Annotated in this window: 23 protein-coding genes; 19 read left to right on the forward strand and 4 right to left on the reverse strand. The window is 63.4% G+C overall.

Annotated elements, in window-relative coordinates; genetic code table 11:
• Window positions 1-18 precede the first annotated feature (18 nt).
• A complete protein-coding gene (locus F3H96_RS10320) occupies window positions 19-570 on the reverse strand; it encodes a DUF2269 family protein (protein ID WP_149791827.1) in 552 nt (183 codons plus the stop codon).
• A gap of 537 nt (window positions 571-1,107) precedes the next feature.
• Between F3H96_RS10320 and F3H96_RS10325 the strand changes: the two genes are divergently transcribed.
• The 8 genes from F3H96_RS10325 (at window position 1,108) to F3H96_RS10360 (ending at window position 7,066) form a co-directional block, all read left to right on the forward strand.
• Window positions 1,108-1,638, forward strand: a complete 531-nt coding sequence (locus F3H96_RS10325) for a DUF1465 family protein (RefSeq protein ID WP_149791828.1) — start codon at window positions 1,108-1,110, stop codon at window positions 1,636-1,638.
• A 292-nt stretch (window positions 1,639-1,930) separates the two neighbouring features.
• Entirely contained in the window at window positions 1,931-2,995 is a 1,065-nt protein-coding gene (locus F3H96_RS10330) for a glycosyltransferase family 2 protein (RefSeq protein WP_149791829.1), read from the forward strand.
• A gap of 96 nt (window positions 2,996-3,091) precedes the next feature.
• A complete protein-coding gene (gene ruvC / locus F3H96_RS10335; protein ID WP_149791830.1) occupies window positions 3,092-3,601 on the forward strand; it encodes a crossover junction endodeoxyribonuclease RuvC in 510 nt (169 codons plus the stop codon).
• 56 nt (window positions 3,602-3,657) lie between these two features.
• The gene (locus tag F3H96_RS10340) at window positions 3,658-3,927 is read left to right on the forward strand and encodes an AbrB/MazE/SpoVT family DNA-binding domain-containing protein (protein WP_149791831.1); all 270 of its coding nucleotides are present in this window, start codon (window positions 3,658-3,660) and stop codon (window positions 3,925-3,927) included.
• The gene (locus F3H96_RS10345) at window positions 3,905-4,324 is read left to right on the forward strand and encodes a type II toxin-antitoxin system VapC family toxin (protein ID WP_149791832.1); all 420 of its coding nucleotides are present in this window, start codon (window positions 3,905-3,907) and stop codon (window positions 4,322-4,324) included. The genes F3H96_RS10340 and F3H96_RS10345 overlap by 23 nt, the downstream gene beginning before the upstream one ends.
• Before the next feature lie 10 nt (window positions 4,325-4,334).
• Window positions 4,335-4,955 (forward strand): Holliday junction branch migration protein RuvA, encoded by a 621-nt coding sequence (gene ruvA, locus F3H96_RS10350; RefSeq protein ID WP_149791833.1) that lies wholly within the window; start codon window positions 4,335-4,337, stop codon window positions 4,953-4,955.
• A gap of 43 nt (window positions 4,956-4,998) precedes the next feature.
• The gene (gene ruvB / locus F3H96_RS10355; RefSeq protein WP_149791834.1) at window positions 4,999-6,036 is read left to right on the forward strand and encodes a Holliday junction branch migration DNA helicase RuvB; all 1,038 of its coding nucleotides are present in this window, start codon (window positions 4,999-5,001) and stop codon (window positions 6,034-6,036) included.
• A gap of 127 nt (window positions 6,037-6,163) precedes the next feature.
• Window positions 6,164-7,066, forward strand: coding sequence for a metallophosphoesterase (locus tag F3H96_RS10360; RefSeq protein WP_149791835.1), 903 nt, complete (start codon window positions 6,164-6,166; stop codon window positions 7,064-7,066).
• 77 nt (window positions 7,067-7,143) lie between these two features.
• On the opposite strand, the gene F3H96_RS10365 is transcribed toward F3H96_RS10360, so the two are convergent.
• Window positions 7,144-8,394, reverse strand: a complete 1,251-nt coding sequence (locus F3H96_RS10365) for a cellulase family glycosylhydrolase (protein WP_149791836.1) — start codon at window positions 8,392-8,394, stop codon at window positions 7,144-7,146.
• A 52-nt stretch (window positions 8,395-8,446) separates the two neighbouring features.
• Here F3H96_RS10365 and ybgC point away from each other — a divergent pair, with 52 nt between their 5' ends.
• The 9 genes from ybgC (at window position 8,447) to ftsH (ending at window position 18,659) form a co-directional block, all read left to right on the forward strand.
• Window positions 8,447-8,929 carry a tol-pal system-associated acyl-CoA thioesterase gene (gene ybgC, locus F3H96_RS10370; RefSeq protein ID WP_149791837.1) on the forward strand — a complete coding sequence of 161 codons (483 nt, stop codon included), beginning with the start codon at window positions 8,447-8,449 and terminating at the stop codon, window positions 8,927-8,929.
• A 388-nt stretch (window positions 8,930-9,317) separates the two neighbouring features.
• A complete protein-coding gene (tolQ, locus tag F3H96_RS10375; protein WP_149791838.1) occupies window positions 9,318-10,028 on the forward strand; it encodes a protein TolQ in 711 nt (236 codons plus the stop codon).
• Between the two features lie 9 nt (window positions 10,029-10,037).
• The gene (gene tolR, locus F3H96_RS10380; RefSeq protein ID WP_149791839.1) at window positions 10,038-10,499 is read left to right on the forward strand and encodes a protein TolR; all 462 of its coding nucleotides are present in this window, start codon (window positions 10,038-10,040) and stop codon (window positions 10,497-10,499) included.
• Between the two features lie 7 nt (window positions 10,500-10,506).
• Complete coding sequence (locus F3H96_RS10385; protein ID WP_149791840.1) at window positions 10,507-11,661, forward strand: energy transducer TonB; 1,155 nt, start codon at window positions 10,507-10,509, stop codon at window positions 11,659-11,661.
• A 68-nt stretch (window positions 11,662-11,729) separates the two neighbouring features.
• A complete protein-coding gene (gene tolB / locus F3H96_RS10390) occupies window positions 11,730-13,022 on the forward strand; it encodes a Tol-Pal system beta propeller repeat protein TolB (protein ID WP_244619959.1) in 1,293 nt (430 codons plus the stop codon).
• 275 nt (window positions 13,023-13,297) lie between these two features.
• The gene (pal, locus tag F3H96_RS10395; RefSeq protein WP_095804685.1) at window positions 13,298-13,804 is read left to right on the forward strand and encodes a peptidoglycan-associated lipoprotein Pal; all 507 of its coding nucleotides are present in this window, start codon (window positions 13,298-13,300) and stop codon (window positions 13,802-13,804) included.
• A gap of 279 nt (window positions 13,805-14,083) precedes the next feature.
• Window positions 14,084-15,250, forward strand: a complete 1,167-nt coding sequence (gene ybgF, locus F3H96_RS10400; RefSeq protein ID WP_149791842.1) for a tol-pal system protein YbgF — start codon at window positions 14,084-14,086, stop codon at window positions 15,248-15,250.
• On the forward strand, window positions 15,244-16,620 hold the full coding sequence (gene tilS / locus F3H96_RS10405) for a tRNA lysidine(34) synthetase TilS (RefSeq protein ID WP_149791843.1): 1,377 nt from the start codon (window positions 15,244-15,246) through the stop codon (window positions 16,618-16,620). Before ybgF ends, tilS begins: the two co-directional genes overlap by 7 nt.
• A 104-nt stretch (window positions 16,621-16,724) precedes the next feature.
• Complete coding sequence (ftsH, locus tag F3H96_RS10410) at window positions 16,725-18,659, forward strand: ATP-dependent zinc metalloprotease FtsH (protein WP_149791844.1); 1,935 nt, start codon at window positions 16,725-16,727, stop codon at window positions 18,657-18,659.
• Between the two features lie 285 nt (window positions 18,660-18,944).
• Here the strand turns inward: ftsH and F3H96_RS10415 are convergent, their stop codons facing one another.
• Together F3H96_RS10415 and F3H96_RS10420 are read right to left on the reverse strand one after the other, a co-directional pair.
• The gene (locus F3H96_RS10415) at window positions 18,945-19,676 is read right to left on the reverse strand and encodes a cysteine hydrolase (RefSeq protein ID WP_244619954.1); all 732 of its coding nucleotides are present in this window, start codon (window positions 19,674-19,676) and stop codon (window positions 18,945-18,947) included.
• A 205-nt stretch (window positions 19,677-19,881) separates the two neighbouring features.
• Entirely contained in the window at window positions 19,882-20,736 is an 855-nt protein-coding gene (locus F3H96_RS10420; RefSeq protein WP_149791846.1) for a hypothetical protein, read from the reverse strand.
• A 366-nt stretch (window positions 20,737-21,102) separates the two neighbouring features.
• Between F3H96_RS10420 and glmM the strand changes: the two genes are divergently transcribed.
• Both glmM and F3H96_RS10430 read left to right on the forward strand, forming a co-directional pair.
• On the forward strand, window positions 21,103-22,455 hold the full coding sequence (gene glmM, locus F3H96_RS10425) for a phosphoglucosamine mutase (RefSeq protein WP_149791847.1): 1,353 nt from the start codon (window positions 21,103-21,105) through the stop codon (window positions 22,453-22,455).
• Between the two features lie 219 nt (window positions 22,456-22,674).
• A complete protein-coding gene (locus F3H96_RS10430) occupies window positions 22,675-23,487 on the forward strand; it encodes an outer membrane protein (protein ID WP_149791848.1) in 813 nt (270 codons plus the stop codon).
• The last annotated feature ends 5 nt before the right edge of the window (window positions 23,488-23,492 follow it).

Consider the following 23,492-nt stretch of genomic DNA (forward strand, 5'->3'; position numbering starts at 1 on the left):
CCCTCCCCAGGTAAAGGCTCAGGCAGCGCTCGGCACCATCTGGCGGCTGCCGCCGAAGGCCAGCGCGGCGCCGAGGGCGATGACCGTGACCATGCCGGCGAGAATGCCGATGTCGTGCAAAGTGGGCTTCAGCACCATGTCGGCGATGATGACCAGCATCACCGCATAATCGAGGCGCGCCCAGTTCATCATGCGCTGGCCGCTGGCGAGAGCGACTGGCGTCACGCCTTCGTTGGCGATCATGGCGCCCATGCGCTCGCCGGTCGGTTTGAAGACCAGCATGCCGATCGAGAAGGTCGTGGCATAGCCGACGAGGCCGATGACGATCCACAGGTCGCCAAAGCCGACCCAGAAGCCGCACATGATGAGGCCGAAGACCAGCGTCAGCATCGACATCGGCGCGAAGAATTTGCCGCCGAGCTGTCCGCTGGCGCGAATGGCCTGCAGCTTGTCCTCGATGTTGCCGGCGCGCTCGGCCAGCACACCGAGCAGGAACAGCACGAAGCCGCCGCCGACCCACAAAACGGCCGAAACAATGTGGAAGAATTTGACGATCGAATACCAATCCATGGTTTGCTCCTGGATATCTTGCCTGGTTTGCGGCGGCGCGGATTTGCGCGCCGCTCGGGAGGAGCGGCCTTTTGCGTGGCGCTTGTTTCAGAACGATGCCGCGGCAGCAGCCGGCGTGTTTCGGCGGCAGCGATCGGGGTACGAAAATCCGGCTCTCAGTCGATCCCCGACGGCGAAGTCGGCTGTCCTGTTCCGGCACAGGAAAGCGCGTTAGGTTGAAAAATCGGCGCCGCGTTAAGGGTTCGTTAAGCTTTACGGGCGTTTACTATCGCGCATCCAGTTTTGCTGGATTCTTACCGAGTGGTTGGAGCCACTTTGTTTGACGCCTCCCTGTTAAACTCCTGAGAGCCGCCTTATCCGCGGCTCTTTTTTTTGTCCGCGGTAGGCCGGCCGGAAGGCTACCGCCGTTAACCGTTTGTTAAACATGCGCTTGCCTTCAAGGGCATCGAAGCGCATTTTCAAGCCTCAGTCATTTAGGGTGCGGGCCGCGTCGGCAAGGATGACCGAATCGGCTGGCGGCAGTGCAGGGGCGTATCGATGAACGAGCCTTCGAAGGGCAGCGCGAAAACCATCAAGCTGGCGGAGCGCCGGGTTTTCTCCCAATCCTTTAAGCCGCTCTACCAGGAAGGCATGGGGCTGGTCGAACAGGCCGCCGAATATCTCGATGGCAAGGGCAGGCTCGAAGCCAAGAAACTGTCGCGCACTGCGGCGACGCTTTACGCTGCCGAATCGATGCGGCTCACCACCCGGCTGATGCAGGTTGCCTCCTGGCTGCTGTTGCAGCGTGCGGCGAATTCCGGCGAGATGACGCGCGACCAGGTGGCCTCGGAGAAGTCCAAGGTGCGGCTCGACACCGCTTCCGCGCATGACGAGGCGCTCGGTTGGGCCGAACTGCCGAAGGAATTTCTGGAACTCGTCACGCGCTCGCTGCGCCTGCAGGCGCTGGTGCGGCGCATGGACGAGGAAATCTACGGCGACGTCGTCAACGACACGCAGACGTCTGGCCGCAGGGCCAACCCGGTTTCCGACCAGATCAGTCTCTTGAATACGGCCTTTGGCCGCGGCTGAAGCCGCGTTGCAACAGACGCTGCGATAGCGTCGCGCAGGAACCGGCATCCCCCTCAATCGAGCCGCGATGTTGCGAGCCGCGATTTTGGCCGCAAGCCGAGCGATCCCCCCGTCGTTCTTTGATCTCGTCATCGCGTTGAAGGTCATGCCGGCCTCGCGAAAACAATCATCCTCTTGCCTCGAAGCGATGGCACCCTAGTTCGCGGGGAAGCCATCCGCCGCGACCGGCTCAACCCGGTTTTGCACCAAATCACCGCCACTGTGACCAAGGCAAATTGCGAGGCTTGATCCCGTGCATTCATCATTGGACCGCACCCCGGTATCGATCATCATCCCGAATTATAACTACGAACAGTTTTTAGGACGCGCCATCGACAGCGCGTTGGAACAGGACCACGGAAATGTCGAGGTCGTGGTCGTCGACGACGCATCGACGGATGCTTCGGCGGCCGTCATCGAATCCTACGGCGACAAAATCCGCCCGTGCTTGAGGCGCAGGAATGGCGGGCATGCTGCTGCCTTCAATACCGGGTTCGAGGCGAGCACCGGGGAGATCGTTCTTTTCCTCGACGCCGACGATTATCTCTATCCGAACGCCATCTCGGAGGTGCTGGGCGAGTGGGACGAGGCCGTCGCGCAGGCGCAATTCAGATTGCATCTCGTTGATGAGGACCAGCGTATCAAGGATGTTTTTCCACCCCCGGAACAGCCGTTCGATTCAGGCGACGTCGTCCCTGAATTGTTGCGCAAGGGGCGGTACCGTACGACCGTGACAAGCGGGTTGGCGTTTGACCGTGCGGCGCTGGAAACCATAATGCCGATGCCGGAACGCGATTTCCGGCAAGGCGCTGATGGCTATCTCGCGACGCTCGCGCCGCTGCACGGAGAGGTGAAATCCATCGACACCTGCCTTGGCGCCTACCGTATCCACGGTTCCAACCATTCTGTCTTTGCCGGAAAGCTTGCCGAGCGAGCGCGTTGGCGCGTGCAGCATGATTTCCGGCGTCTTGAAGCTTTGTCCGACCGGGCGGCCGAGATCGGTTTGACAGTGCTGCCGGATGCCGGCCTTCACGATCCGATTCATCTGGAAGAGCGACTGGCTTCGCTCTGTGTCGACGAGCCACAACATCCAGTTGCGACCGACTCCCGGCTGGGACTGGCAAGAGCCGGCGCCGTCGCCAGTCTGGAAATGAAAGCATCCTGGCGGCGGCGGGCTGCCCTGGCAGCCTGGTTCCTTTGCATCGGTATCCTCCCGCGGCGCATGGGCAATGCAGTCCTGGCATGGAAACTGGTCGCCTCGTCCAGGCCGGCATTTCTCACGCGGCTGTCAAAAACCATCCGTCGCGTGACGAACTAGGTTCGAGATTGGACACTCCGGCCCAATGATCGCGATTGTTTCTGGTTTGTTCACATTTCACTGGCATCGCTTGCCGCCACGGCTAGACTTGACGCCATGGGGGAAGCGATTCGCATCATCGGCATCGATCCGGGCTTGAGGCGCACCGGCTGGGGCATCGTCGATAGCCTCGGCAATTCGCTGCGCTTCGTCGCGTCCGGCACCGTGCGTTCGGACGACAAGGCGCCGCTGGCGACACGGCTCTGCCAATTGCACGACGGGCTGGCCGAAATCCTGCATCAGGCGATGCCGCATGAGGCGGCGGTCGAGCAGACCTTCGTCAACAAGGATGCGACGGCGACGCTGAAGCTCGGCCAGGCGCGCGGCATCGCCATGCTGGTGCCGGCGCGCGCCGGTCTGGTGGTCGCCGAATACGCTCCCAACGCCGTTAAGAAAGCGGTTATCGGCGTCGGTCACGGGGAGAAGAAGCAGATTCACATGATGGTGAAGGTGCTGATGCCGAAGGCCATCTTCGATACGGACGATGCCGCCGACGCGTTGGCCATCGCCATCTGCCATGCGCATCACCGCCAAAGCATCGCTTACCGGATGGCGGTGGCGGGATAGGCTTGTTCTTGACTTGTTCTCATTTGTGGGATAAGTAATACCTCGGAGGTAATACCGTGCGTGTGACCACCAAAGGGCAAGTCACGATCCCCAAACAAATAAGGGACCACTTGGGCATAGGCCCGGGCTCGGAGGTCCAGTTCGTGGCTACGGACGAGGGCGCCCGGCTTGTCGCCGTCAACGAAAACATTTCGGAGGAGGAAGCTGCCCGTAAATTCAAAGAGGTCCTCGACAAGATGGAGGGGACGCTGGATTTGGGCGGCATGACGACGGATGAGTATATGGAGTGGTTGAGGGGGCCGCGTGAAAATCTCGACGTTGATTGACACAAGCGTGCTCATTGATGTCTGGGGTCCTGCAGGGCCGCTGACGGAGTGGTCTTCGGCCGCGATCATCTCCTGCCGGCGCGATGGTGCTTTGATCATCAACAGCATTGTCTGGTCCGAGCTTGCTCCTCTGGTTGCTTCCGAAGCAATGCTGAGGAAAGCAGCCGAGAGACTTGAAATGGATCGTGAGTTTTTGCCCTGGGAAGCCGCATTCTTGGCTGGGGTGGCGCATTCCCGTTATCGGCGGGCCGGCGGTGTTCGAGAGCGGACCTTGCCGGATTTTTTCATTGGTGCCCATGCGGCCGTTGCTGGTCACCGCCTATTGACGCGCGACGCTCCTCGCTATCGCACCTATTTCCCCCACCTCGAGATCGTCTCTCCGGAAACGCATCCATGAAGGCCAGGCCATGATCGGCAAACTGAAGGGCACGCTGGACGAGATCGACGAGGATTCCTGCCTCATCGACGTGCACGGCGTCGGCTATGTCGCCCATTGCTCGGCGCGCACGCTGGCGTCGCTGCCGTCGCCCGGCGAGGCGGTGGTGCTGTTCATCGAGACCTATGTGCGCGAGGACATGATCCGGCTCTACGGCTTTCAGACCGGGCTGGAACGCGAATGGTTCCGCCTGTTAATGAACAATGTGCAGGGCGTCGGCGCCAAGGTGGCGCTGGCTATCCTGTCGACGCTGGCGCCGACCGACCTCGCCAATGCGATCGCGCTACGCGACATCGCCATGGTTTCCCGCGCACCCGGCGTCGGCAAGAAAGTGGCCGAGCGCATCGTTACCGAATTGCGCACCAAGGCGCCGGCCTATGCGGGCGCGGCCACCGGCACGATCGGCCTCAAGCAGGAACTCGGCGAAGGGGTCGCACCTGCACCGATCACCGACGCGGTCTCGGCGCTGGTCAATCTCGGTTATTCGCGCGACATCGCGGCGAACGCGGTTGCCGCGGCGCTGAAATCGGCCGGCGAGGGCGCTGATGCCTCCAAGCTGATCCGCTTCGGCCTGAAGGAACTGGCGCGGTGAGGCAGCGCTTGTTCCGCCATCGGCCATGTGCAAGGAAGGCGGCATGAACCTTTCGCCCCGCCTCATTGCCCCCGACAAGCGCGGCGAGGATGCCGACCAGTCGCTGCGGCCGCAGTCGCTGGACGAATTCGTCGGCCAGGCTGCGGTGCGCGCCAACCTCAAGGTTTTCGTCGACGCCGCCAAGGGCCGCGGCGAGGCGCTCGACCATGTGCTGTTCGTCGGTCCGCCTGGGCTCGGCAAGACGACGCTGGCGCAGATCATGGCGCGCGAGCTCGGCGTCAATTTCCGCTCCACGTCCGGTCCGGTCATCGCCAAGGCCGGTGATCTGGCGGCGCTGCTCACCAATCTCGAGGAGCGCGATGTGCTCTTCATCGACGAGATCCATCGGCTCAACCCCGCGGTCGAGGAAATCCTCTATCCGGCGATGGAGGATTTCCAGCTCGACCTCATCATCGGCGAGGGGCCGGCGGCACGTTCGGTCAAGATCGATCTCGCCCGCTTCACGCTGGTCGCCGCAACGACCAGGCTCGGGCTTTTGACCAATCCGCTGCGCGACCGGTTCGGCATTCCGGTCCGGCTCAATTTCTACACGGTCGAGGAGCTGGAGCAGATCGTGCGTCGCGGCGCCCGGATTCTCGCGATGCCGCTCGGCGACGATGGCGCGCTGGAGATCGCGCGCCGCGCCCGCGGCACGCCGCGCATCGCCGGCCGGCTGTTGCGCCGGGTGCGCGATTTCGCCTCCGTCGCCGGGAACGGCCATGTCGACAGGAAGATCGCCGACGAGGCGCTGACCAGGCTGGAGGTCGACGGGCTCGGCCTCGATGCGCTCGACCGCCGTTATCTGTCGATGATCGCGCGCAATTTCGGCGGCGGACCGGTCGGCATCGAGACGATCGCGGCCGGGCTATCCGAGCCGCGCGACGCGATTGAGGACATCATCGAGCCCTATCTCATCCAGCAGGGCTTCATCCAGCGCACGCCGCGCGGCCGCGTGCTGACGGCCAATGCCTGGCGGCATCTCGGGCTCGATCCGCCGAAGGATCTCGCCCAGCAGCAGATCAGCCTGTTCCAGGAAGAGTAACGGAGATTTGTTCGCCGTTTGGCCCAGCGATGGCCCGTCTGCGCAGAATCTGCGCGGTTCGGCCTAGCTGAGGGCGCAATTGCCGTCTTTAAGGCTTACCGACGTATCCCAAGGGCTTGGGCAAATCATGATCACCAGACGTGGCTTTCTGCGCCTCATCGGCGGCTCGGCCTTCAGCCTGGTCTCGCTTGGCGCTTATGCCGTCGGCATCGAGCCGATGCTGCTGACCCATGTGAAGCGCTACACGCTGACGCCGCCGCATTGGCCGGCCGGGCTCAAATTGCGTGTCGTGGCGCTGGCAGATATCCATGCCTGCCGGCCGTGGATGACGCCGGAACGCATTGCCTCGCTGGCCGCGGAGGCCAATGCGCTGCAGCCGGACCTCATCGTCCTGCTTGGCGACTATACCGCCGGAACCAAGCTCGTGACGGGCTGGGTACGCGTGGCCGAATGGGCCGAGGCACTGTCCGGGCTGAAGGCGCCGCTCGGCGTGCTGTCGATCCTCGGCAACCACGACTGGTGGACGGATTCCTTTGCGCAGCGCGCCGAAGCCGGGCCGGTCCAGTCCCGCAAGGCGCTCGAGCATGTCGGCATTCCAGTGCTGGAAAACGACGTCGTGCGGCTGGAAAAGGACGGGCATGCTTTCTGGATCGCCGGGCTCGCCGATCAGCTCGCGCTGCTGCCGAACAAAGCCAAGGGACGCGGCAGCTTCCAGGGCCTGGACGATCTCGACGGCACCTTGGCCAAGGTGCAAGGGAGCGAGCCGATCATCCTGCTCGCGCATGAGCCGGACATCTTCCCGAAGGTGCCTTGGCGGGTTTCGCTGACGCTGTCCGGACACACGCATGGCGGGCAGGTGCGGGTGTTAGGCTATTCGCCGGTCGTGCCTTCGGCCTATGGCAACCGCTTCGCCTATGGCCATGTCGTGGAAAACGACCGTAACCTGATCGTTTCCGGCGGGCTCGGTTTCAGTATCCTGCCGGTGCGCTTTGGTGTGCGGCCGGAGATCCTGCAGATCGATCTCGGCTGAAGCCCGCCAACATCGCGCTTTTGGGGCTCAGCATGTCGTCGCCCGAAAACCCCTGCGCATCTTTGGATGACATGGGGTCAGGGCAGCGACCTGATCATATCCATCACGTCCGGCTCGGCCTTCTCGCCATCGAACCCGTCGACGACGCCGAAGGCGCCGCCGTAGCTCCACACCGACCAGGAAAAGCCGTGCGCCTCGGCGCGGCCGATCATGTCGCGCACATAGGCCGCGCGATAGCCGGCCGGCATGACGAAGCCGTTGCCGTATTCCTTGCGGATCATGCCGAATTCGCCGAGCGTGATATCCTGCGGCCTGACGCCATTGGCCTTTGCCCAGGCTTCGACCGTCGTGAATGGCGCATCCATGACGGCGAGCAGCTGTTCGGGGCCGTCAATCGTCGCCACTTGCTCGTCGAGATAAGCAAGCAGGCCGCTCTGCCGCGCCCACGGCGCCTCGGCCCTGATCCGGTCGCGGATCGTACCCAGCGTCATGTCCAGCTGCGCCTTCGGAACGGCCGTAAGCGGGTAGGGCAGGCCGGTGACATAGGGGATGAAGTCGCCGGCCCAACTCGCGCCCTGATGTGTCAAAAGGAACGGATCGTAGGAGTGGAAGGTCCAGATGATGTTGTCGTCCGCGATCGCCCTGGGGTCGATCCTGGCCAGCGACTCGGCGTTCGAATAGCAGCCGCCGGTCAGGATCAGCGTGAGCGTGGTGGCGGAGGCGCGCGCGGCCGCGAACAAGCGCTTCTGGCGGTCGGGCCAAAGATCGGTGCCGTTCTCGTCGCAATCGATGGTGGGCTCGTTCATCAGCTCGAGCGCGACCTGCTTCGGATCTTCCTTGGCCAGCGTCCGCGCCATCTTGCGCACCAATTCGGTATAGGCATCGAAGACGGTGGAGTCGTGCATCACCTCGCTCATGCCGATCTTGCGGTTGCCGCCGGCGGGGATCAGATGCAGGTCGACGATCACCTTCAGACCGGCGCGATTGATCATGCGCGCCGAGTCCAGCACGCTGGCATAGAGGTCGTCGCGAAGAGCAGCGGTCCGGTCCGACAGAAAGGGCGAGGGATCGACCGGCATGCGCAGGAAGTCGAGGCCGGCGTTCTTGAGCGCCTCGAGGTCGTCCTTCTCGAGGAATTTGCGCCATTCCGGATAAGGCAGGATCGCCTGGCGGTCGCCCCATTTGTCCTCGGCCGGCCAGGTGACCCACTGGTCGAGATTGAGACCGCGCTTCATCGAGAACGTAGCCGCTTCGGCCTGCAATGCCAGCGCACCGAGCGCAAGCAGCGCCGCCATCAGGGTCTTGATCATCGTGCCCAACAGTGCCATCCCGTTCCCGCGCGAAAACACCTGCCCGTTCAGGCCAGAAAAGGAAAGCGCGATGGACGATCATGGTGAATCGGCGGCGCTCAGCGCCGGGCTTTCCGGGGCGCTGACGGATTTCGGCCATCGCCTGATGGCCAGGGTCTACTATGCCGACACCGATTTCTCCGGCGTCGTCTACCATGCGCGCTATCTCGAATTCCTCGAACGCGGCCGCTCGGACTATCTGAGGCTGACCGGCGTGCACCACACCGAGCTTTTGGACGGCAAGCACGGCGAGCGCATCGTGTGGGTGGTGCGGCGCATGGAGATCGACTTCCGCTCGCCGGCGCGCATGGACGATATCCTAACCATCGACACGCGCACCGACGACATTTCCGGCGCCCGCATCTTCATGGGGCAGCAGTTGAAGCGCGGCGCCGACGTGCTGGTCGCGGCCAAGGTCGAAGCGGCGATCGTCGGCGAAAGCGGCCGGCCGAAGCGGTTTCCGAAGGAATGGATCGCGGCTTTCATGCCTCGGGGCGAGCTGATATCCAGGTAAGACCGGCAGCGATCGCTGGCCTTCTGCGCTTGGGCGTTTCACTACGCTCCGCTCCGCTTCCCGGAGCCACCGTTCCCGGCTCGGCCTGCCCCTGAAATCTCAACGCATGCGACCTGGGTCGGCCCCGAACGTTGCCGCGCCAAGCGCGGCAATGCGCCGCGCCTTACATCCTAACCCATCCTTAACCATAACGGTTCATGAAGGAATCGGCGAAGATTGGCGCAATTCGGGCGCCTTCCTTTCACCAATATTTGCCTCGAAAAGGCCGCGAAACGGTGCATTCGGGGCTAGGCCGCAAGCTTCTCGCAGCTTCGCGCGATCGGACCAAAAGGGATGCCCATGGGCCAGCCGCCAGCGACGCCCGGAAAATCTTAAGGACGTAGTAGTCATGGAAAACATCGCACTCGCCGAACCGGGCGCGCATCTGTCGATATGGGCCCTGTTCATGCAGGCCGGCTGGGTGGTCAAGCTGGTCATGATCGGCCTGCTCTGCGCCTCGATCTGGACCTGGGCGATCATCATCGACAAGCTCGTCGCCTTTAGCCGCATGCGGCTGGCGCTCAACCGCTTCGAGCAGGTTTTCTGGTCGGGCCAGTCGCTCGAGGATCTCTACCGCACGCTCGCCGACCGCAAGACCACCGGCATGGGCGCGATCTTCGTCGCCGCCATGCGCGAATGGAAGAAGAGTTTCGAAAAGGGGGCGAAATCGCCGCTGGCGCTGCAAACTCGCATCGACAAGGCGATGGACCTGGCGCTGACCCGAGAAATGGAAAGGCTGGAAGGACGCCTCGGCTTCCTCGCGACCACCGGCTCGGCCGCGCCCTTCATCGGCCTGTTCGGCACCGTCATCGGCATCATGACCTCGTTCCAGGCGATCGCCGCCTCGAAAAACACCAGCCTTTCGGTTGTGGCGCCCGGTATCGCCGAGGCGCTGCTGGCGACCGCTATCGGCCTGCTCGCGGCCATTCCCGCCGTCATCGCCTACAACAAGCTGTCGTCGGACGCGAACAAACTCGGCGTGCGCATGGAAGGGTTCTCGGACGAGTTCTCCGCCATACTCTCGCGCCAAATCGATGAAAAAGTAGCGCAGAAGGTCTGAGGAACGATCATGGGGATGTCTGCTGTTGGCGCAGGTGGCACGGGGCGGGGCGGGCGCGGCCATAGGCGCCGTGGCCGTCACCATGCCCTGATGTCGGAAATCAACGTCACACCCATGGTCGACGTGATGCTGGTGCTGCTGATCATCTTCATGGTCGCGGCGCCGCTGCTCACCGTCGGGGTTCCGATCGACCTGCCGGATACGCAGGCCAAGGCGCTGAATGTCGACACGCAGCCGATCACCGTGTCGATCAACGCCGGCGGCCAGATCTATCTGCAGGAAACCGAAATCCCGATCGACGAGCTCGTAGCCAAGCTGCAGGCGATCTCGAAGACCGGCTATGACGAGCGCATCTTCATCCGCGGCGACAAATTAACCGACTATGGCACGGCGATGAAGGTCATGGCCCGCATTTCGGCCGCCGGTTACAAGAATATCGGCCTGGTCTCGTTGCAGGAACAGGATCAGTAGACGCGCGATGCGGACCGGTCTCACCTCATCGGTGATCTTGCACACGGTGGCGCTGGCCTTCGGGCTGTTCACGCTGTCGTCGCCGCCGGCCATGCCGGCAGCCGACGTGGAGTCGGTGGCGGTCGACATCGTGCCCATGGAGGCCGTGCCGCAGACGCTGCAGGGCGACAAGAAGTCGGTGATGCATGAGAAGCCGGCGCCGCTGCCCACCAAGCGGCCGGATGTCGTGCCGAATGCCCAGAAGGTCGGCGAAAATACCGTCGACACCGACAAGCCGGTGACGGACGAAGCCAAGCCGAAGCCGGTCGAGAAAACAGCGGCGCCGCCGCCGGCGCCGACACCGACCGAGAAGCCGGCGGTCGAGGACGTGCCGAAGCCGCAGGAAAAGCCCAAGCCCATCCCGGCGACGGAAGTTGCGCCAACCCCGGCGCCGAAGGAAGAGGTCAAGCCCGAGCCCGTCAAGCAGACGGATCCCAAGCCGACGCCGGCCAAGGAACCGACGCCGGCACCGACGAAGGACACGACCGCCGCTATCCAGAAGGAAGAGGTGAAGCCGGACGCGGTGGCCGAAGCAATCTCCCAGGATCAGCCGACGGACGAGGCCAAGCTGCCGGATTCCGCGCCCGCGCCGCAGGCGCGGCCGAAGCCGCAGCCGGCGCAGGCCGAGAGCGCCAAGGCGCCCGATCGCAAGGACGCCGACAAGCCGGTGAAGGAGGCTTCCTCCAAGCCGAAGTCGGACGACAAGCAGTTCAACGCCGACGAGATTTCGGCGCTTCTCGACAAGCAGAAGCCGTCCGGCGGCGGCGCCAAGCGCTCGACCCAGCAGGCTTCGCTGGGCGGCGAAAAGGACCAGGGCCAAAAACTGTCGAAATCCGAGGAAGGGGCGCTGAGGGATCAGCTTGCCGGGTGCTGGACCTTCCCCGCGGGCATGGAAGCCACGAATGACCTCATCGCCGTGATCTCGTTCAACCTCGACGCCTCCGGCAAGCTGGACGGACTGCCGGTCGTCGAGAAGTCGAGCGGAAACCGCCAGGTCGATGAAAGCGCGGTGCGCGCGATCCAGAAATGCAACATGGCCGGCCTGCAGGTTCCTGCCGGAAAGCAGGACATCTGGGCACAGATCAAGGTCACTTTCGATCCGAGGGAAATGCTTGGCCTTTGAGGCCTGCCCTCCGCACAATCAGCGAAGAGAAGCGAGAAGACATGAAATTCATCCTCAAGCCGCTCCTGATGGTCGCGACTATAGCTTTGGGTTCCATGGTTGGCGCCGCCGCGCCGGCATGGGCCCTCGTCGAGATCAACGTCAACAAGGGCAATGTCGAACCGCTGCCGATCGCGATCACGGATTTCCAGTCCAATGATGCGCTTGGCGCGCAGATCACGGAGATCGTTACGGCCGACCTGAAGCGCTCCGGCCTGTTCGCGCCGATCGACAAGAGCGCTTTCATCGAAAAGATCTCAGGCCCGGACGCCACGCCGCGCTTCGACGACTGGAAGGTGATCAACGCGCAGGCGCTGGTCACGGGCAGCGTCGGCAAGGAAGCCGATGGCCGCATCCGCGCGCAATATCGGCTGTGGGATACGTTTGCGGGTCAGCAGATGGCGGGCGAGCAGTTCTTCGCCAACGACGCCAATACGAGGCGCGTCGCCCATATCATCGCCGACGCCATCTACGAGCGGATTACCGGCGAGAAGGGTTATTTCGACACGCGCGTCGTCTTCGTCGACGAATCCGGCGCCAAGAACGCGCGCAAGAAGCGGCTCGCCATCATGGACCAGGACGGCGCCAATGTGCGCTACCTCTCCGACGGCCGCGCGATCGTGCTGACGCCGCGTTTCTCGCCGAACCGGCAGGAAATCACCTACATGTCTTACGAGAGCGGGCAGCCGAAGGTCTACCTGCTGCAGATCGAGACCGGCCAGCGCGAGCTGGTGGGCAACTTCCCCGGCATGACGTTCGCGCCGCGCTTCTCGCCCGATGGCCAGAAGGTGATCATGAGCCTGCTGCGCGACGACGGCAACTCCAACATCTTCGCCATGGATTTGAGAAGCCGCTCGACGACGCGGTTGACCGACTCGACCGCAATCGACACCTCGCCTTCCTATTCGCCCGACGGCTCACAGATCGTCTTCACCTCCGACCGCGGCGGCGGCAGCGGCCGCTCGCAGATCTACGTCATGGGCGCCGACGGCTCCAACCCGCACCGCATCTCGTTCGGCGACGGCGTCTATTCGACGCCGGTCTGGTCGCCGCGCGGCGATCTCATCGCCTTCACCAAGCAAAGCGGCGGCGAGTTCCAGATCGGCGTCATGAAGACCGACGGCTCGGGCGAGCGCATCCTTTCCTCCGGCTTCCAGCAGGAGGGTCCGACCTGGGCGCCGAACGGCCGCGTGCTGATGTTCTTCCGCGACTCCGCCGGCGGACCCAAGCTGGTCTCGGTCGATCTGACCGGCCGCAACGAGCAGCAGATTCCGACCGCGAACTACGCTTCGGATCCGGCCTGGTCGCCGTTGCTGGAGTAAGGGAACTCAGATCCATGGGATGCTCGTGAGCCTCAGAGAGAGGCTGAGGTGATCCCTTTTCGTCAATTCCTCAATTCCTGAGTTCCTCAGTTCCTCTTTCCTTCATGTTTTGGCCGCATTTCCGCCTACGGTCCGCACGCAATGTGCGCCCACCAAAACCGGCCGAGGACGGCGGCTCGAAACCAAAAATTAACCCTGTTTCTTGAATGGCGGTTAACCCAAACGTGGTTACTGGGTGATCAACGAAATCACTCGAAATGCGAAGGAGAGGCGGCATGGGCCGTATCGCAGCACTTACCAGAAACCCAGCGATGATCGCGCTGGTGGCGGCTCTCGCCATCACCGGCTGCGCCTCGAAGAAGACCCCGAACAGCGCGGCCGATCTGGGCCTCAACGGCGCCGGCGCCGCCACGCCCGGTTCGGCGCAGGATTTCACCGTCAACATCGGCGACCGCATCTTCTTCGACACCGATTCCTCGTCGATCCGCGCCGATGCGCAAACGACGCTGTCGCGCCAGGCCCAGTGGCTGAACCAGTATCGCCAGTACGCGATCGTCATCGAAGGCCATGCCGACGAGCGCGGCACGCGTGAGTACAATCTGGCGCTGGGCGCCCGCCGCGCCGCCGCCACCCGCGACTTCCTGGTCTCCAAGGGCGTTGCCGCCAATCGCCTGAAGACGATCTCTTACGGCAAGGAGCGCCCGGTCGCCGTCTGTGACGACATCTCCTGCTGGTCGCAGAACCGCCGCGCCGTCACTACGCTTTCCGGCGCCGGTTCCTGACGCATGCCCCCGAAAATCGGCATCGATTTTCGGAGAGGAACACGCGTCGGCTGAACGGTCCCGAAGCGTGCTTGCGCGTCTGACGGCGCGCGGCGCGGTGGGCGGCAAAAATGCCACATCCAACAATGAAAGGCGGCCTCAGCGCCGCCTTTTTCATTTGCAATACGCTGAAACAAAATTTGGCCGAAGTCTCGCGTCCTGCTATGAGCGCGAGGGCGCTTGCTCCCACTGTTTGATTTGGAAAGGCGCATCAGGCCCACACCCACCGCGAGAGACAGAATGCATTTCAGAACGGTCCTGAGCGGCACGCTTGCGCTGCTGCTAGTATCAAGCCTCCCGAGCCTTGCCGCCTCGGCCGACACCGCCGGGCAGGCTGCCGACAAGGGGTTCAGCTTCCATCTACCGACGCTCGGCATCTTCGGCGACATGAAGAAGCCGGAACAGGCGCAGGTCGCGCAACAGGATGGCGGCGCCGGCATGACTGGTCTGGAGGACCAGCTTCGCCAGATGAACGGCAAGATCGAGGAGCTCAATTTCCAGATCCTGCAGATGCAGGAACAGATGCGAAAGCAGCAGGAAGACAATGAGTTCCGCTTCCAGCAGCTCGAGGGCGGTTCGCAAGGAGGCGCCAAACCAGCCGGGCAGAAGAAATCGGAAGCCGCCCCACAGGACGGCAATGCCAACGGCGGCAACACCAATCTCGGCGATGCCGGCACCGGTCAATCCGGCACCGGCGACGCCGGAACCGATAACAGCGTCGCCCAGGCTCCGGCGACGCAGGCGCCGGCCGATACCGGCTCGCAAAACGGCGGCAAGACGGTCGGCGACGTCATCGTGGAATCGCAGACCGGCGATCCCGGCAAGCTGATCACCGGCGCGCCGCCGAAGAATTTCGGCACCATCACCGTCGACAAGAACGGCAACGTCGTCAATGCCGAGACCGGCCCGCAGGCCAGCGCGCCGGCTGAGCCTCCCCCGGTCACAGCAAGCGCTCCCGCAGCCGAGGCGCCGGCCAAGAAAGGCAAGTCCGGCGGCACCGAAGTCGCGGCCTTGCCGTCGACCAACAATCCCGACGAGCTTTACCGCAACTCCTACCAATTCATCCTGTCGGGCGATTATTCGACCGCCGAGCAGGGTTTTCGCGATCATATTTCGCGCTTCCCCAAGGACGGCAAGGCGGCCGACGCGCATTACTGGCTGGGCGAGTCGTTGCTCGGGCAACAGAAATACCGCGACGCGGCCGAAGTCTTCCTCGCCGCCAGCAAGGATTATCCGAAGGCCAAGAAGGCGCCCGACATGCTGCTCAAGCTCGGCGTTTCGCTGGTCGGCCTGAAGCAGAACGACGTCGCCTGCGCAACCTTCAATGAAATCGGCAAGCGCTATCCCGACGTCTCGGGCACGCTCAAGGAACGCATCAAACAGGAAAAGGCGCTGGCGGCGTGCTGACGGCCGATACCAAAGCTGAGTTTCCAGATTGCCTTTTCTCTAACCTAGACTTTTCCAACGGCGCCGTTGCGGCCGTGTCCGGCGGCAGCGATTCGACCGCCCTTCTCCTCCTCCTCAAAGATCACCTCGACAGGACCGCACCGGCCGCCAGGCTGCTCGCGGTGACGGTCGATCACGGCCTGCGGCCGGATTCGGCCGCCGAAGCCCGGCTCGTCGCCCGCTTCTGCGCCGAACGCGGCATTGCGCATCGCATTCTTACCTGGAGCGGCGACAAGCCCACCAGCGGGCTGCCGGCGGCCGCGCGCGAGGCGCGCTACAACCTGCTTGCCGCGGCAGCCGACGCCGAAGGCATCAAGCTGATCCTGACCGGCCACACCGCCGACGACCAGGCGGAGACGGTGCTGATGCGACAGGCGCGCGACGATGACGGCCGCGGTCTCGCCGGCATGGCGCCCGCCACGCTTCACAACTGGCGGACATGGATCGTGCGCCCGCTGCTCGGCACCCGGCGCGCGGCGCTGCGCGAGGTGCTGGTGCATCGCAGCGTCGGCTGGATCGAGGATCCGACCAATGTCGATCCCCGCTTCGAGCGGCCGCGCGTGCGGGCCGCGCTCGCGCAGGGCGATGGCGAGCGGCGCATCATGGAAGCGCTGGCAAGAGCGGGCGAGGCGGCCGGCGAGCGCGAGGACGTCGGCCGTCGTGCCGCCGCGCTGATCGACGCCTTCGCCAGCAGGCCGGTCGCGGGCCTCATCCGTCTCGATCGCGAATTTGCCGCGCAGGAGGATGGCCAGGCGGCCACCTACGCGCTGCGCATCCTGCTGGCCACCGTCGGCGGCATGCCGTTTCTCGCCGACGAGGCGCGCTGCGCCACGTTGCTTTCCCAACTGCGGTCCGCCCCGCTTTGCGCCACATTGTCGCGGACGGTGGTCGATGCGCGCCGAACCGGGATTTTCGTCCGCCGCGAGAACCGCAACCTCCCTGCTCCCGCTCCGGTGGTGGAGAATGGGCTTTGGGACAACCGGTGCCGCATCACTTTGAACGACAGGCCGGGCGACTTGGTGATCGCGCCGCTGGGTGCCGCCGCCGCTAGGCAAGCGTCCTCGAGCGAGGATATCCCGCCCAGCCTCTTACACGCGGCGCTTGCCACGGAGCCCTCGCTGTGGTGCGGCGGCAAACGCCTTGATTTTGCTGGCGGCGGAGCCGGCCGGCAACCGGTCTCGATCGTTGCGGTGGTGACCCCTTTCGCGCGCTTCCTGCCGTCCTTCGATCTCGATCCCGCCGCCGCCGTTGCGGTCCTTGTCGGCGCGCCGCCGCTGCCGGCGCCGCCATTCCATGGCCATGATGGTGGCCGAGGGTGGGCGAAAGCTTAACCGATACGTGCTGTTCTGCTTGGCAAGGGGAGGTGCTCTCCCTATGTTAGGCCCAAGCTTCTCCATCATCGCGGGTCCGCACGCGGACGCCCACAGGACAATAGATGAATCCGAATTATCGCAACCTCGCGCTCTGGGCGATCATAGCTGTCCTGCTCATCGCCCTGTTCAACCTTTTCCAGACGCCACAGACGCGCGGTGCCACGACGGATATCGCCTATTCGCAGTTCCTGCAGGATGTCGCCTCCGGCCGGGTCAAAAGCGTGACCATCGCCGGCGCCCGCATCTTCGGCAACTACACGGACAACGCCAACGGCTTCCAGACCTATTCGCCCGGCGATCCGTCGCTGGTGTCCAGGCTGCAGGACAAGAACGTCACCATCACCGCCAAGCCTGAGACCGACGGCTCGAATTCGCTGTTCGGCTATCTGATCTCGTGGCTGCCGATGATCCTGATCCTCGGCGTGTGGATATTCTTCATGCGCCAGATGCAATCCGGCTCCGGCCGCGCCATGGGCTTCGGCAAGTCGAAGGCCAAGCTTCTGACGGAAGCGCATGGCCGCGTCACCTTCCAGGACGTCGCCGGCGTCGACGAGGCCAAGGAGGATCTGGAGGAAATCGTCGAGTTCCTGCGCGATCCGCAGAAGTTCCAGCGCCTCGGCGGCAAGATTCCGCGCGGCGTGCTGCTCGTCGGCCCGCCCGGCACCGGCAAGACGCTGCTTGCGCGTTCGGTCGCCGGCGAAGCCAACGTGCCGTTCTTCACCATTTCGGGCTCGGATTTCGTCGAAATGTTCGTCGGCGTCGGCGCATCCCGTGTGCGCGACATGTTCGACCAGGCCAAAAAGAACGCGCCCTGCATCATCTTCATCGACGAAATCGACGCCGTCGGCCGCCATCGCGGTGCCGGCTTGGGCGGCGGCAATGACGAGCGCGAGCAGACGCTGAACCAGCTGCTGGTCGAGATGGACGGCTTCGAGTCCAACGAGAGCATCATCCTGATCGCCGCCACCAACCGCCCCGACGTGCTCGACCCGGCGCTGCTCAGGCCCGGCCGCTTCGACCGCCAGGTCGTGGTGCCGAACCCCGACATCGTCGGCCGCGAGAAGATCCTCAAGGTGCATGTGCGCAACGTGCCGCTGGCGCCCAATGTCGACCTCAAGGTCATCGCGCGCGGCACGCCCGGTTTTTCCGGCGCCGACCTGATGAACCTCGTCAACGAATCCGCGCTGATGGCGGCGCGCCGCAACAAGCGGCTCGTCACCATGGCCGAATTCGAGGACGCCAAGGACAAGATCATGATGGGCGCGGAGCGCCGCTCGTCGGCGATGACGCAGGCCGAGAAGGAACTGACCGCCTATCACGAGGCTGGCCACGCCATCCTGGCGCTCAACGTGCCGACGGCCGACCCGCTGCACAAGGCCACCATCATTCCGCGCGGCCGTGCGCTCGGCATGGTCATGCAGCTGCCGGAAGGCGACCGCTATTCGATGAGCTACAAATACATGATCTCGCGGCTCGCGATCATGATGGGCGGCCGCGTCGCCGAGGAGTTCAAGTTCGGCAAGGAAAACATCACCTCCGGCGCCTCCTCCGACATCGAGCAGGCGACCAAGCTGGCGCGTGCCATGGTCACGCGCTGGGGTTTTTCCGACAAGCTCGGCCACGTCGCCTATGGCGACAACCAGGAGGAAGTCTTCCTCGGCCACTCGGTGGCGCGCACGCAAAACATCTCGGAAGAGACGGCGCAGATCATCGACGCGGAGGTGCGCCGTCTGATCGACGAGGCCTACTCGACGGCCAAGGCCATCCTGACCAAGAAGAAGAAGGAATGGATCGCGCTCGCCGAAGGCCTGCTCGAATACGAGACGTTGTCGGGCGAGGAGATCAAGCAGCTGATCGCAGGCCACAAACCCGCCCGCGACCTCGGCGACGACACGCCGCCGAGCCGCGGCTCGGCCGTGCCGAAAGCCGGCACCGGCGGCCGCCGCAAGAAGGGCCCCGAACCCGAAGGCGGCATGGAGCCTCAGCCGCAGGGGTGATTTTAGAAAAGATATGAATCAACAAAAACGCCGCGGTCCTGCCGCGGCGTTTTTTTTCTACGCGGTTCAAAGATGACAGGCTGCGATCTCTCGGTCGACCTCGCCTACGCTCTCTATCCATCGATGCCAGCGCTGCCCCTCATTGCCCTGCCGTTCACGGGGAGAAGATGGGGGCAGCCAGATGACCCCAACAGCCAGATCGATGACCTGCTGCCCTGGGCCAACATCCGGGCTCCCGAGCTTAAGGCCGTGATCTGAGTTCGGGTGATACGCAGCCTCGCCAGCTCATTCGGCTAGTTCAAGCCGTGCCTGAACTCGCTCCTCGATCGCCTTCAGGAAATGGTCGGACGTCGATGTCCATCCAAAGAGTATCTGCACGAGCGTGATCGAGGCATCATGATTGCTCCTTGGGGCGTCCCGAGCGATGGGCTCGCTGGTGCAATCCGTCAGCAGTATGCAGTGATAGTCCCTGAAGAAGGCATCCCGAATTGTCGATTCCACACACACGCTGGTCGTGCATCCTGTCACGATGAGGTGTTTGACGCCTGCGGTCTTCAGAACCGAATCGAGTTCGGTCTCGTAGAAGCCGCTGAACCGTGTTTTGTAGAGAACGACATCTCCTGCCTGTGGCTTGAGGTCGTCAACGATGTCTGTTCCCCAGCTGTCGCGGACCAGAATCCGGCTCTCGTTGCCATCCGGGTTTATCATGCTCTCACCGACCCCAAAGATCTGGAGATGTCGGATACGGTTGGGGGCGTCCGACGTCCCAAGGTCCGAGAGGTCGGACAAATACCCCATCTTCAGATAGACGACGGGCACTCTCAAGTTGCGAGCGGCAGCGATTACGCTGGCTGTAGGGCCGACAGCCCGTTGAATCCCGGAGATATCGATTCCGGCTCTGTCGAACATTCCACCTTTGGTGCCGAAGTCATTCTGCATGTCCACGACGAGAACTGCAGCGTTAGCAGGATCAATTGAAATAGGTTGAGGCTTCGCGTCGATGACAAGTGGATGCATCATTGTCCTCCCACCAGCATGAGGTGTCGCTCTTTGCGCCGTTGGCTATCATGATCCGCCACCTACATCGCGTCAACAAAGGGGAGCTACGTCCCTGCTTGGCGGCCTAAGAACAGCGGTTACGGCTCTGCTGCACAGTCGCCCAACAAAAGGCCCGCGCAACTTGCGATGCGCGGGCCTTTCTCTGGAAGATGTGGCTAAGCGATCAGCTCTTCAGCTTGGCGTTGCAGAGGCTGTAGAAGCCGCCGCCCTTCTGGATCCACTTCAGACCGTTCAGCGTGTTGGCGTCCTTGTTGGCGTAGTACTGCTCGAGGCAGGTATGCATGCGGCCCTTGGCAGGGGTCTCGTTGGCGAATTTCGGCGAGATGGCGGTGGGGAAAGTCACGCCCTTCGGCGCGGTCACAGTCGGCTTCGCCGGTTCCTTGGTGAAGGTCGCCTCGGTCGGAGCGGGCACGGTGTCGTCATCGGCGGCGCCGGCGCCGCACTCGGCCTTGCGGAAGTCGTTCCACTTCATGCCGTTCAGCTTGTTGGCGGTCTTCGCAGCCTGGTACTTGGTGCTGCATTCGGCCATGGACAGGCCTTTAGCCGAGCTGTCAGAGGCCGCTGCGGTCGAAGTCTTGGTGGCGGCAGGCTTGGTGTCGGTAGCAGCCGCAGCAGCGCCAGCCGCGCATTCGGTCTTGCGGAAGTCATTCCACTTCATGCCGTTCAGCGTGCCGGCGGCCTTGGCAGCCTGATATTTGGCGCTGCATTCCTTGGCGGTCAGGCCCTTGGCCGCGCTGTCGGCGGTTGCCGCGGCGGTGGTGTCCTTGGCCTTCTTGGCTGGCTTGGTTTCAGCAGCCTTGGTTTCGGTCGCCGCCTTCGTATCGGTCGCGGCGGAGGCGTCGCTGCCGCACTGCGCCTTGCGGAACTGGTTCCAGGTCTGGCCGGCGAGCGTTCCCGCATCCTTGGCCGCGTTATATTTGGTGCTGCACTCGGCCATGGTCAGCGCGTTGGCCGGCGCCGCCACGAAAAAGGCTGCGACGGCGAGGCCCGTCAAAGCTGCAAGTCTATGAATAAGCATGGCGTTTTCTCCCTTGATGTCGCCAGGTGGTGTCCCTATACCGAATCAATATCTCTCAATGTTCAGTTGCGCCAGATGCTTCCGGCTACGATGCCGTCACAAAGTGTGTCCCTCCCGATAATGTCATGAATTTCTTGCGCTTCACAGCGCGAACAAGGTTTGCCGGGCCGCCTGTGTGGTAGAAAAGTCCATGCCGGCTGGTATATTCCCGCTACAAGGAGAGGTGGTGGTCGGCTGCCGCTTACACCATCCTCGACAATGATTTTCTAAGGAATGGTAATATATAATCATGAAATTTGATGATTGGATGCGGCCCAATTTGTGGCAATACGGTCGGCTGAAAAACCGACGGGGACTGTAACGGACATGGCAGGTCAGTATTTCGGCACGGACGGTATCCGCGGACGCGCCAACAAATTTCCGATGACGGCCGAGGTCGCCATGCGCGTCGGCATGGCCGCCGGACTCTCTTTTCAGCGCGGCAATCATCGTCACCGCGTCGTGCTCGGCAAGGACACCAGGCTTTCGGGCTACATGATCGAGAATGCCATGGTGTCCGGTTTGTGCGCCGCCGGCATGGACGTCTTTCTGCTCGGCCCGATCCCGACACCGGCCGTTGCCATGCTGGTGCGCTCGCTGCGCGCCGACATCGGCGTGATGATCTCGGCCTCGCACAATCCTTATTTCGACAACGGCATCAAGCTGTTCGGGCCCGATGGCTACAAGCTTTCCGACGAGATCGAGGAACGCATCGAAGGCATGCTCGACAAGGACATCGAGCTGGCGCTCGCCGATTCCGACGGGCTTGGTCGAGCCAAACGCGTCGATGGCGTGCATGACCGCTATATCGAATTCGCCAAGCGCACGCTGCCGCGCTCGATGTCGCTTTCGGGGCTTAGGATCGTCGTCGACTGCGCGAACGGCGCGTCCTACAAGGTGGCGCCCGAGGCGCTGTGGGAACTCGGCGCCGAAGTGGTGGCGATCAACGTCGAGCCGAACGGCTTCAACATCAACAAGGAGTGCGGCTCGACCCATCCGGCCGGCCTGCAGAAGAAGGTGCACGAGGTGCGCGCCGATATCGGCATCGCGCTCGACGGCGACGCCGACCGCGTCGTCATCGTCGACGAGAATGGCGCGATCGTCGACGGCGACCAGATCATGGCGCTGATCGCCGAGTCCTGGCACCAGAGCGGACGCCTGGCCGGGGGCGGCGTCGTCTCCACGGTGATGTCCAATCTCGGCCTCGAGCGCTTCCTCGGCGACATGAAGCTGCAGCTTCACCGCACTAAGGTCGGTGACCGTTATGTCGTGGAGCATATGCGCGCGCATGGGTTGAATGTCGGCGGCGAGCAGTCCGGCCATATCGTGCTTTCCGATTTCTCGACCACCGGCGACGGCCTGGTTTCGGCGCTGCAGGTGCTGGCCTGCATCAAGCGGCAGAACCGCCCGGTCAGCGAGTTGTCGAGGAAGTTCGAGCCGGTGCCGCAGTTGTTGAAGAATGTCCGCATCTCCGGCGGCAAGCCGCTGGAGGAAGCGCCGGTCAAGGCGGCGATCGAGGAAGGACGCAACCGGCTCGGCAAATCCGGCCGCCTCGTCATCCGGCCCTCCGGCACCGAGCCGCTCATCCGCGTCATGGCCGAGGGCGACGACCCGCAACTGGTCGAGGCGGTCGTCAACGACATCGTCGGCATCCTTTCGGAAACTCGCAGCGCCGCCTGAACCCGCCGCGAGGTTGGTTCTCAATATCCACGAGCCCGCCGCCGGGCGGGCTTTTCGCTGTCCCGCGCCAGCCGCACAACGGCCTACCCTCTAAAATTGTATAGATTCGTGGTTAATCGATACAGTTAAACGGCTTTTAACCTTTCCGATTCATTATCCAAACCCGAGGTCAAACTTCTTCGGGCGGGTGTCGTCCCGAGGCTTCTTAGGGGTGACAGAATGTTCAAGAGAATGGCATTGCTTGCCGCGCTGTTCGCGGGGGTGGCCGGACCGGCGCTCGCCGCCGACCTCGCGGAACCGGCACCGGTCGAGGAGGCGCCGCCGCCGGTCGTCGAGGCGCAGCCGGTCGACTTCGGCGGCTGGTACATCCGCGGCGACATCGACTATCACAAGTCGACCTTGCGCGGCATCGACTACATTACTTATGGCCCGCCGCCAGGCAGCAACGATTTCGATTTCGGCAAGCTCAAGGGCGGCTTCTCGCTCGGCGGCGGTGTCGGCTACAAGATCAACGATTACTTCCGCACCGATCTGACCGCCGACTACTGGTTCAAGTCGAATTTCAACGGTGCAACATCGGACCAAAGTGGCGCGACGTCGGTCGAGGTGTCGAAGATGAGCGCCCTGCTGCTCTTGGCCAATGCCTATGTCGACATCGGCACCTGGCACGGCATCACGCCTTATGTCGGCGCCGGTATCGGCGGCGCGCACATCAAATGGGACACGGTCCACGATCCGAACACCAGCGAGACCAATCCTGGCTCGTCCAACTGGCGCTTTGCTTACGCACTCATGGCCGGCGCTTCCTACTGCTTGACGGACAGGGTGATCCTCGATGCCGGCTACCGCTACACCCATATCCAGGGCGGGCGCATGTTCGAGTTCGACACCAGCAGTTCCGGGCCGGGCTTCGACGGCGGCATCAATACCCACGAGGTACGCGGCGGTCTGCGCTACCAGTTCGGCGGCAACAATGGCTGCGCCGCGCCGGTGGTCTACCAGCCCGAGCCGGAACCGATCTACACCAAGTAATCGCT

The organism is Mesorhizobium sp. NFR06 (assembly GCF_900115245.1).
Taxonomy (GTDB): domain Bacteria; phylum Pseudomonadota; class Alphaproteobacteria; order Rhizobiales; family Rhizobiaceae; genus Mesorhizobium.

Bases quoted from the DNA above. Each gene is read 5' to 3' on its own strand.
- F3H96_RS10320 (WP_149791827.1), bottom strand. From the start codon at position 570: ATGGATTGGTATTCGATCGTCAAATTCTTCCACATTGTTTCGGCCGTT.
- F3H96_RS10325 (WP_149791828.1), top strand. From the start codon at position 1,108: ATGAACGAGCCTTCGAAGGGCAGCGCGAAAACCATCAAGCTGGCGGAG.
- ruvC (WP_149791830.1), top strand. From the start codon at position 3,092: ATGGGGGAAGCGATTCGCATCATCGGCATCGATCCGGGCTTGAGGCGC.
- ruvA (WP_149791833.1), top strand. From the start codon at position 4,335: ATGATCGGCAAACTGAAGGGCACGCTGGACGAGATCGACGAGGATTCC.
- ruvB (WP_149791834.1), top strand. From the start codon at position 4,999: ATGAACCTTTCGCCCCGCCTCATTGCCCCCGACAAGCGCGGCGAGGAT.
- F3H96_RS10360 (WP_149791835.1), top strand. From the start codon at position 6,164: ATGATCACCAGACGTGGCTTTCTGCGCCTCATCGGCGGCTCGGCCTTC.
- F3H96_RS10365 (WP_149791836.1), bottom strand. From the start codon at position 8,394: ATGGCACTGTTGGGCACGATGATCAAGACCCTGATGGCGGCGCTGCTT.
- ybgC (WP_149791837.1), top strand. From the start codon at position 8,447: ATGGACGATCATGGTGAATCGGCGGCGCTCAGCGCCGGGCTTTCCGGG.
- tolQ (WP_149791838.1), top strand. From the start codon at position 9,318: ATGGAAAACATCGCACTCGCCGAACCGGGCGCGCATCTGTCGATATGG.
- tolR (WP_149791839.1), top strand. From the start codon at position 10,038: ATGGGGATGTCTGCTGTTGGCGCAGGTGGCACGGGGCGGGGCGGGCGC.
- F3H96_RS10385 (WP_149791840.1), top strand. From the start codon at position 10,507: ATGCGGACCGGTCTCACCTCATCGGTGATCTTGCACACGGTGGCGCTG.
- tolB (WP_244619959.1), top strand. From the start codon at position 11,730: ATGGTCGCGACTATAGCTTTGGGTTCCATGGTTGGCGCCGCCGCGCCG.
- pal (WP_095804685.1), top strand. From the start codon at position 13,298: ATGGGCCGTATCGCAGCACTTACCAGAAACCCAGCGATGATCGCGCTG.
- ybgF (WP_149791842.1), top strand. From the start codon at position 14,084: ATGCATTTCAGAACGGTCCTGAGCGGCACGCTTGCGCTGCTGCTAGTA.
- ftsH (WP_149791844.1), top strand. From the start codon at position 16,725: ATGAATCCGAATTATCGCAACCTCGCGCTCTGGGCGATCATAGCTGTC.
- F3H96_RS10415 (WP_244619954.1), bottom strand. From the start codon at position 19,676: ATGCATCCACTTGTCATCGACGCGAAGCCTCAACCTATTTCAATTGAT.
- F3H96_RS10420 (WP_149791846.1), bottom strand. From the start codon at position 20,736: ATGCTTATTCATAGACTTGCAGCTTTGACGGGCCTCGCCGTCGCAGCC.
- glmM (WP_149791847.1), top strand. From the start codon at position 21,103: ATGGCAGGTCAGTATTTCGGCACGGACGGTATCCGCGGACGCGCCAAC.
- F3H96_RS10430 (WP_149791848.1), top strand. From the start codon at position 22,675: ATGTTCAAGAGAATGGCATTGCTTGCCGCGCTGTTCGCGGGGGTGGCC.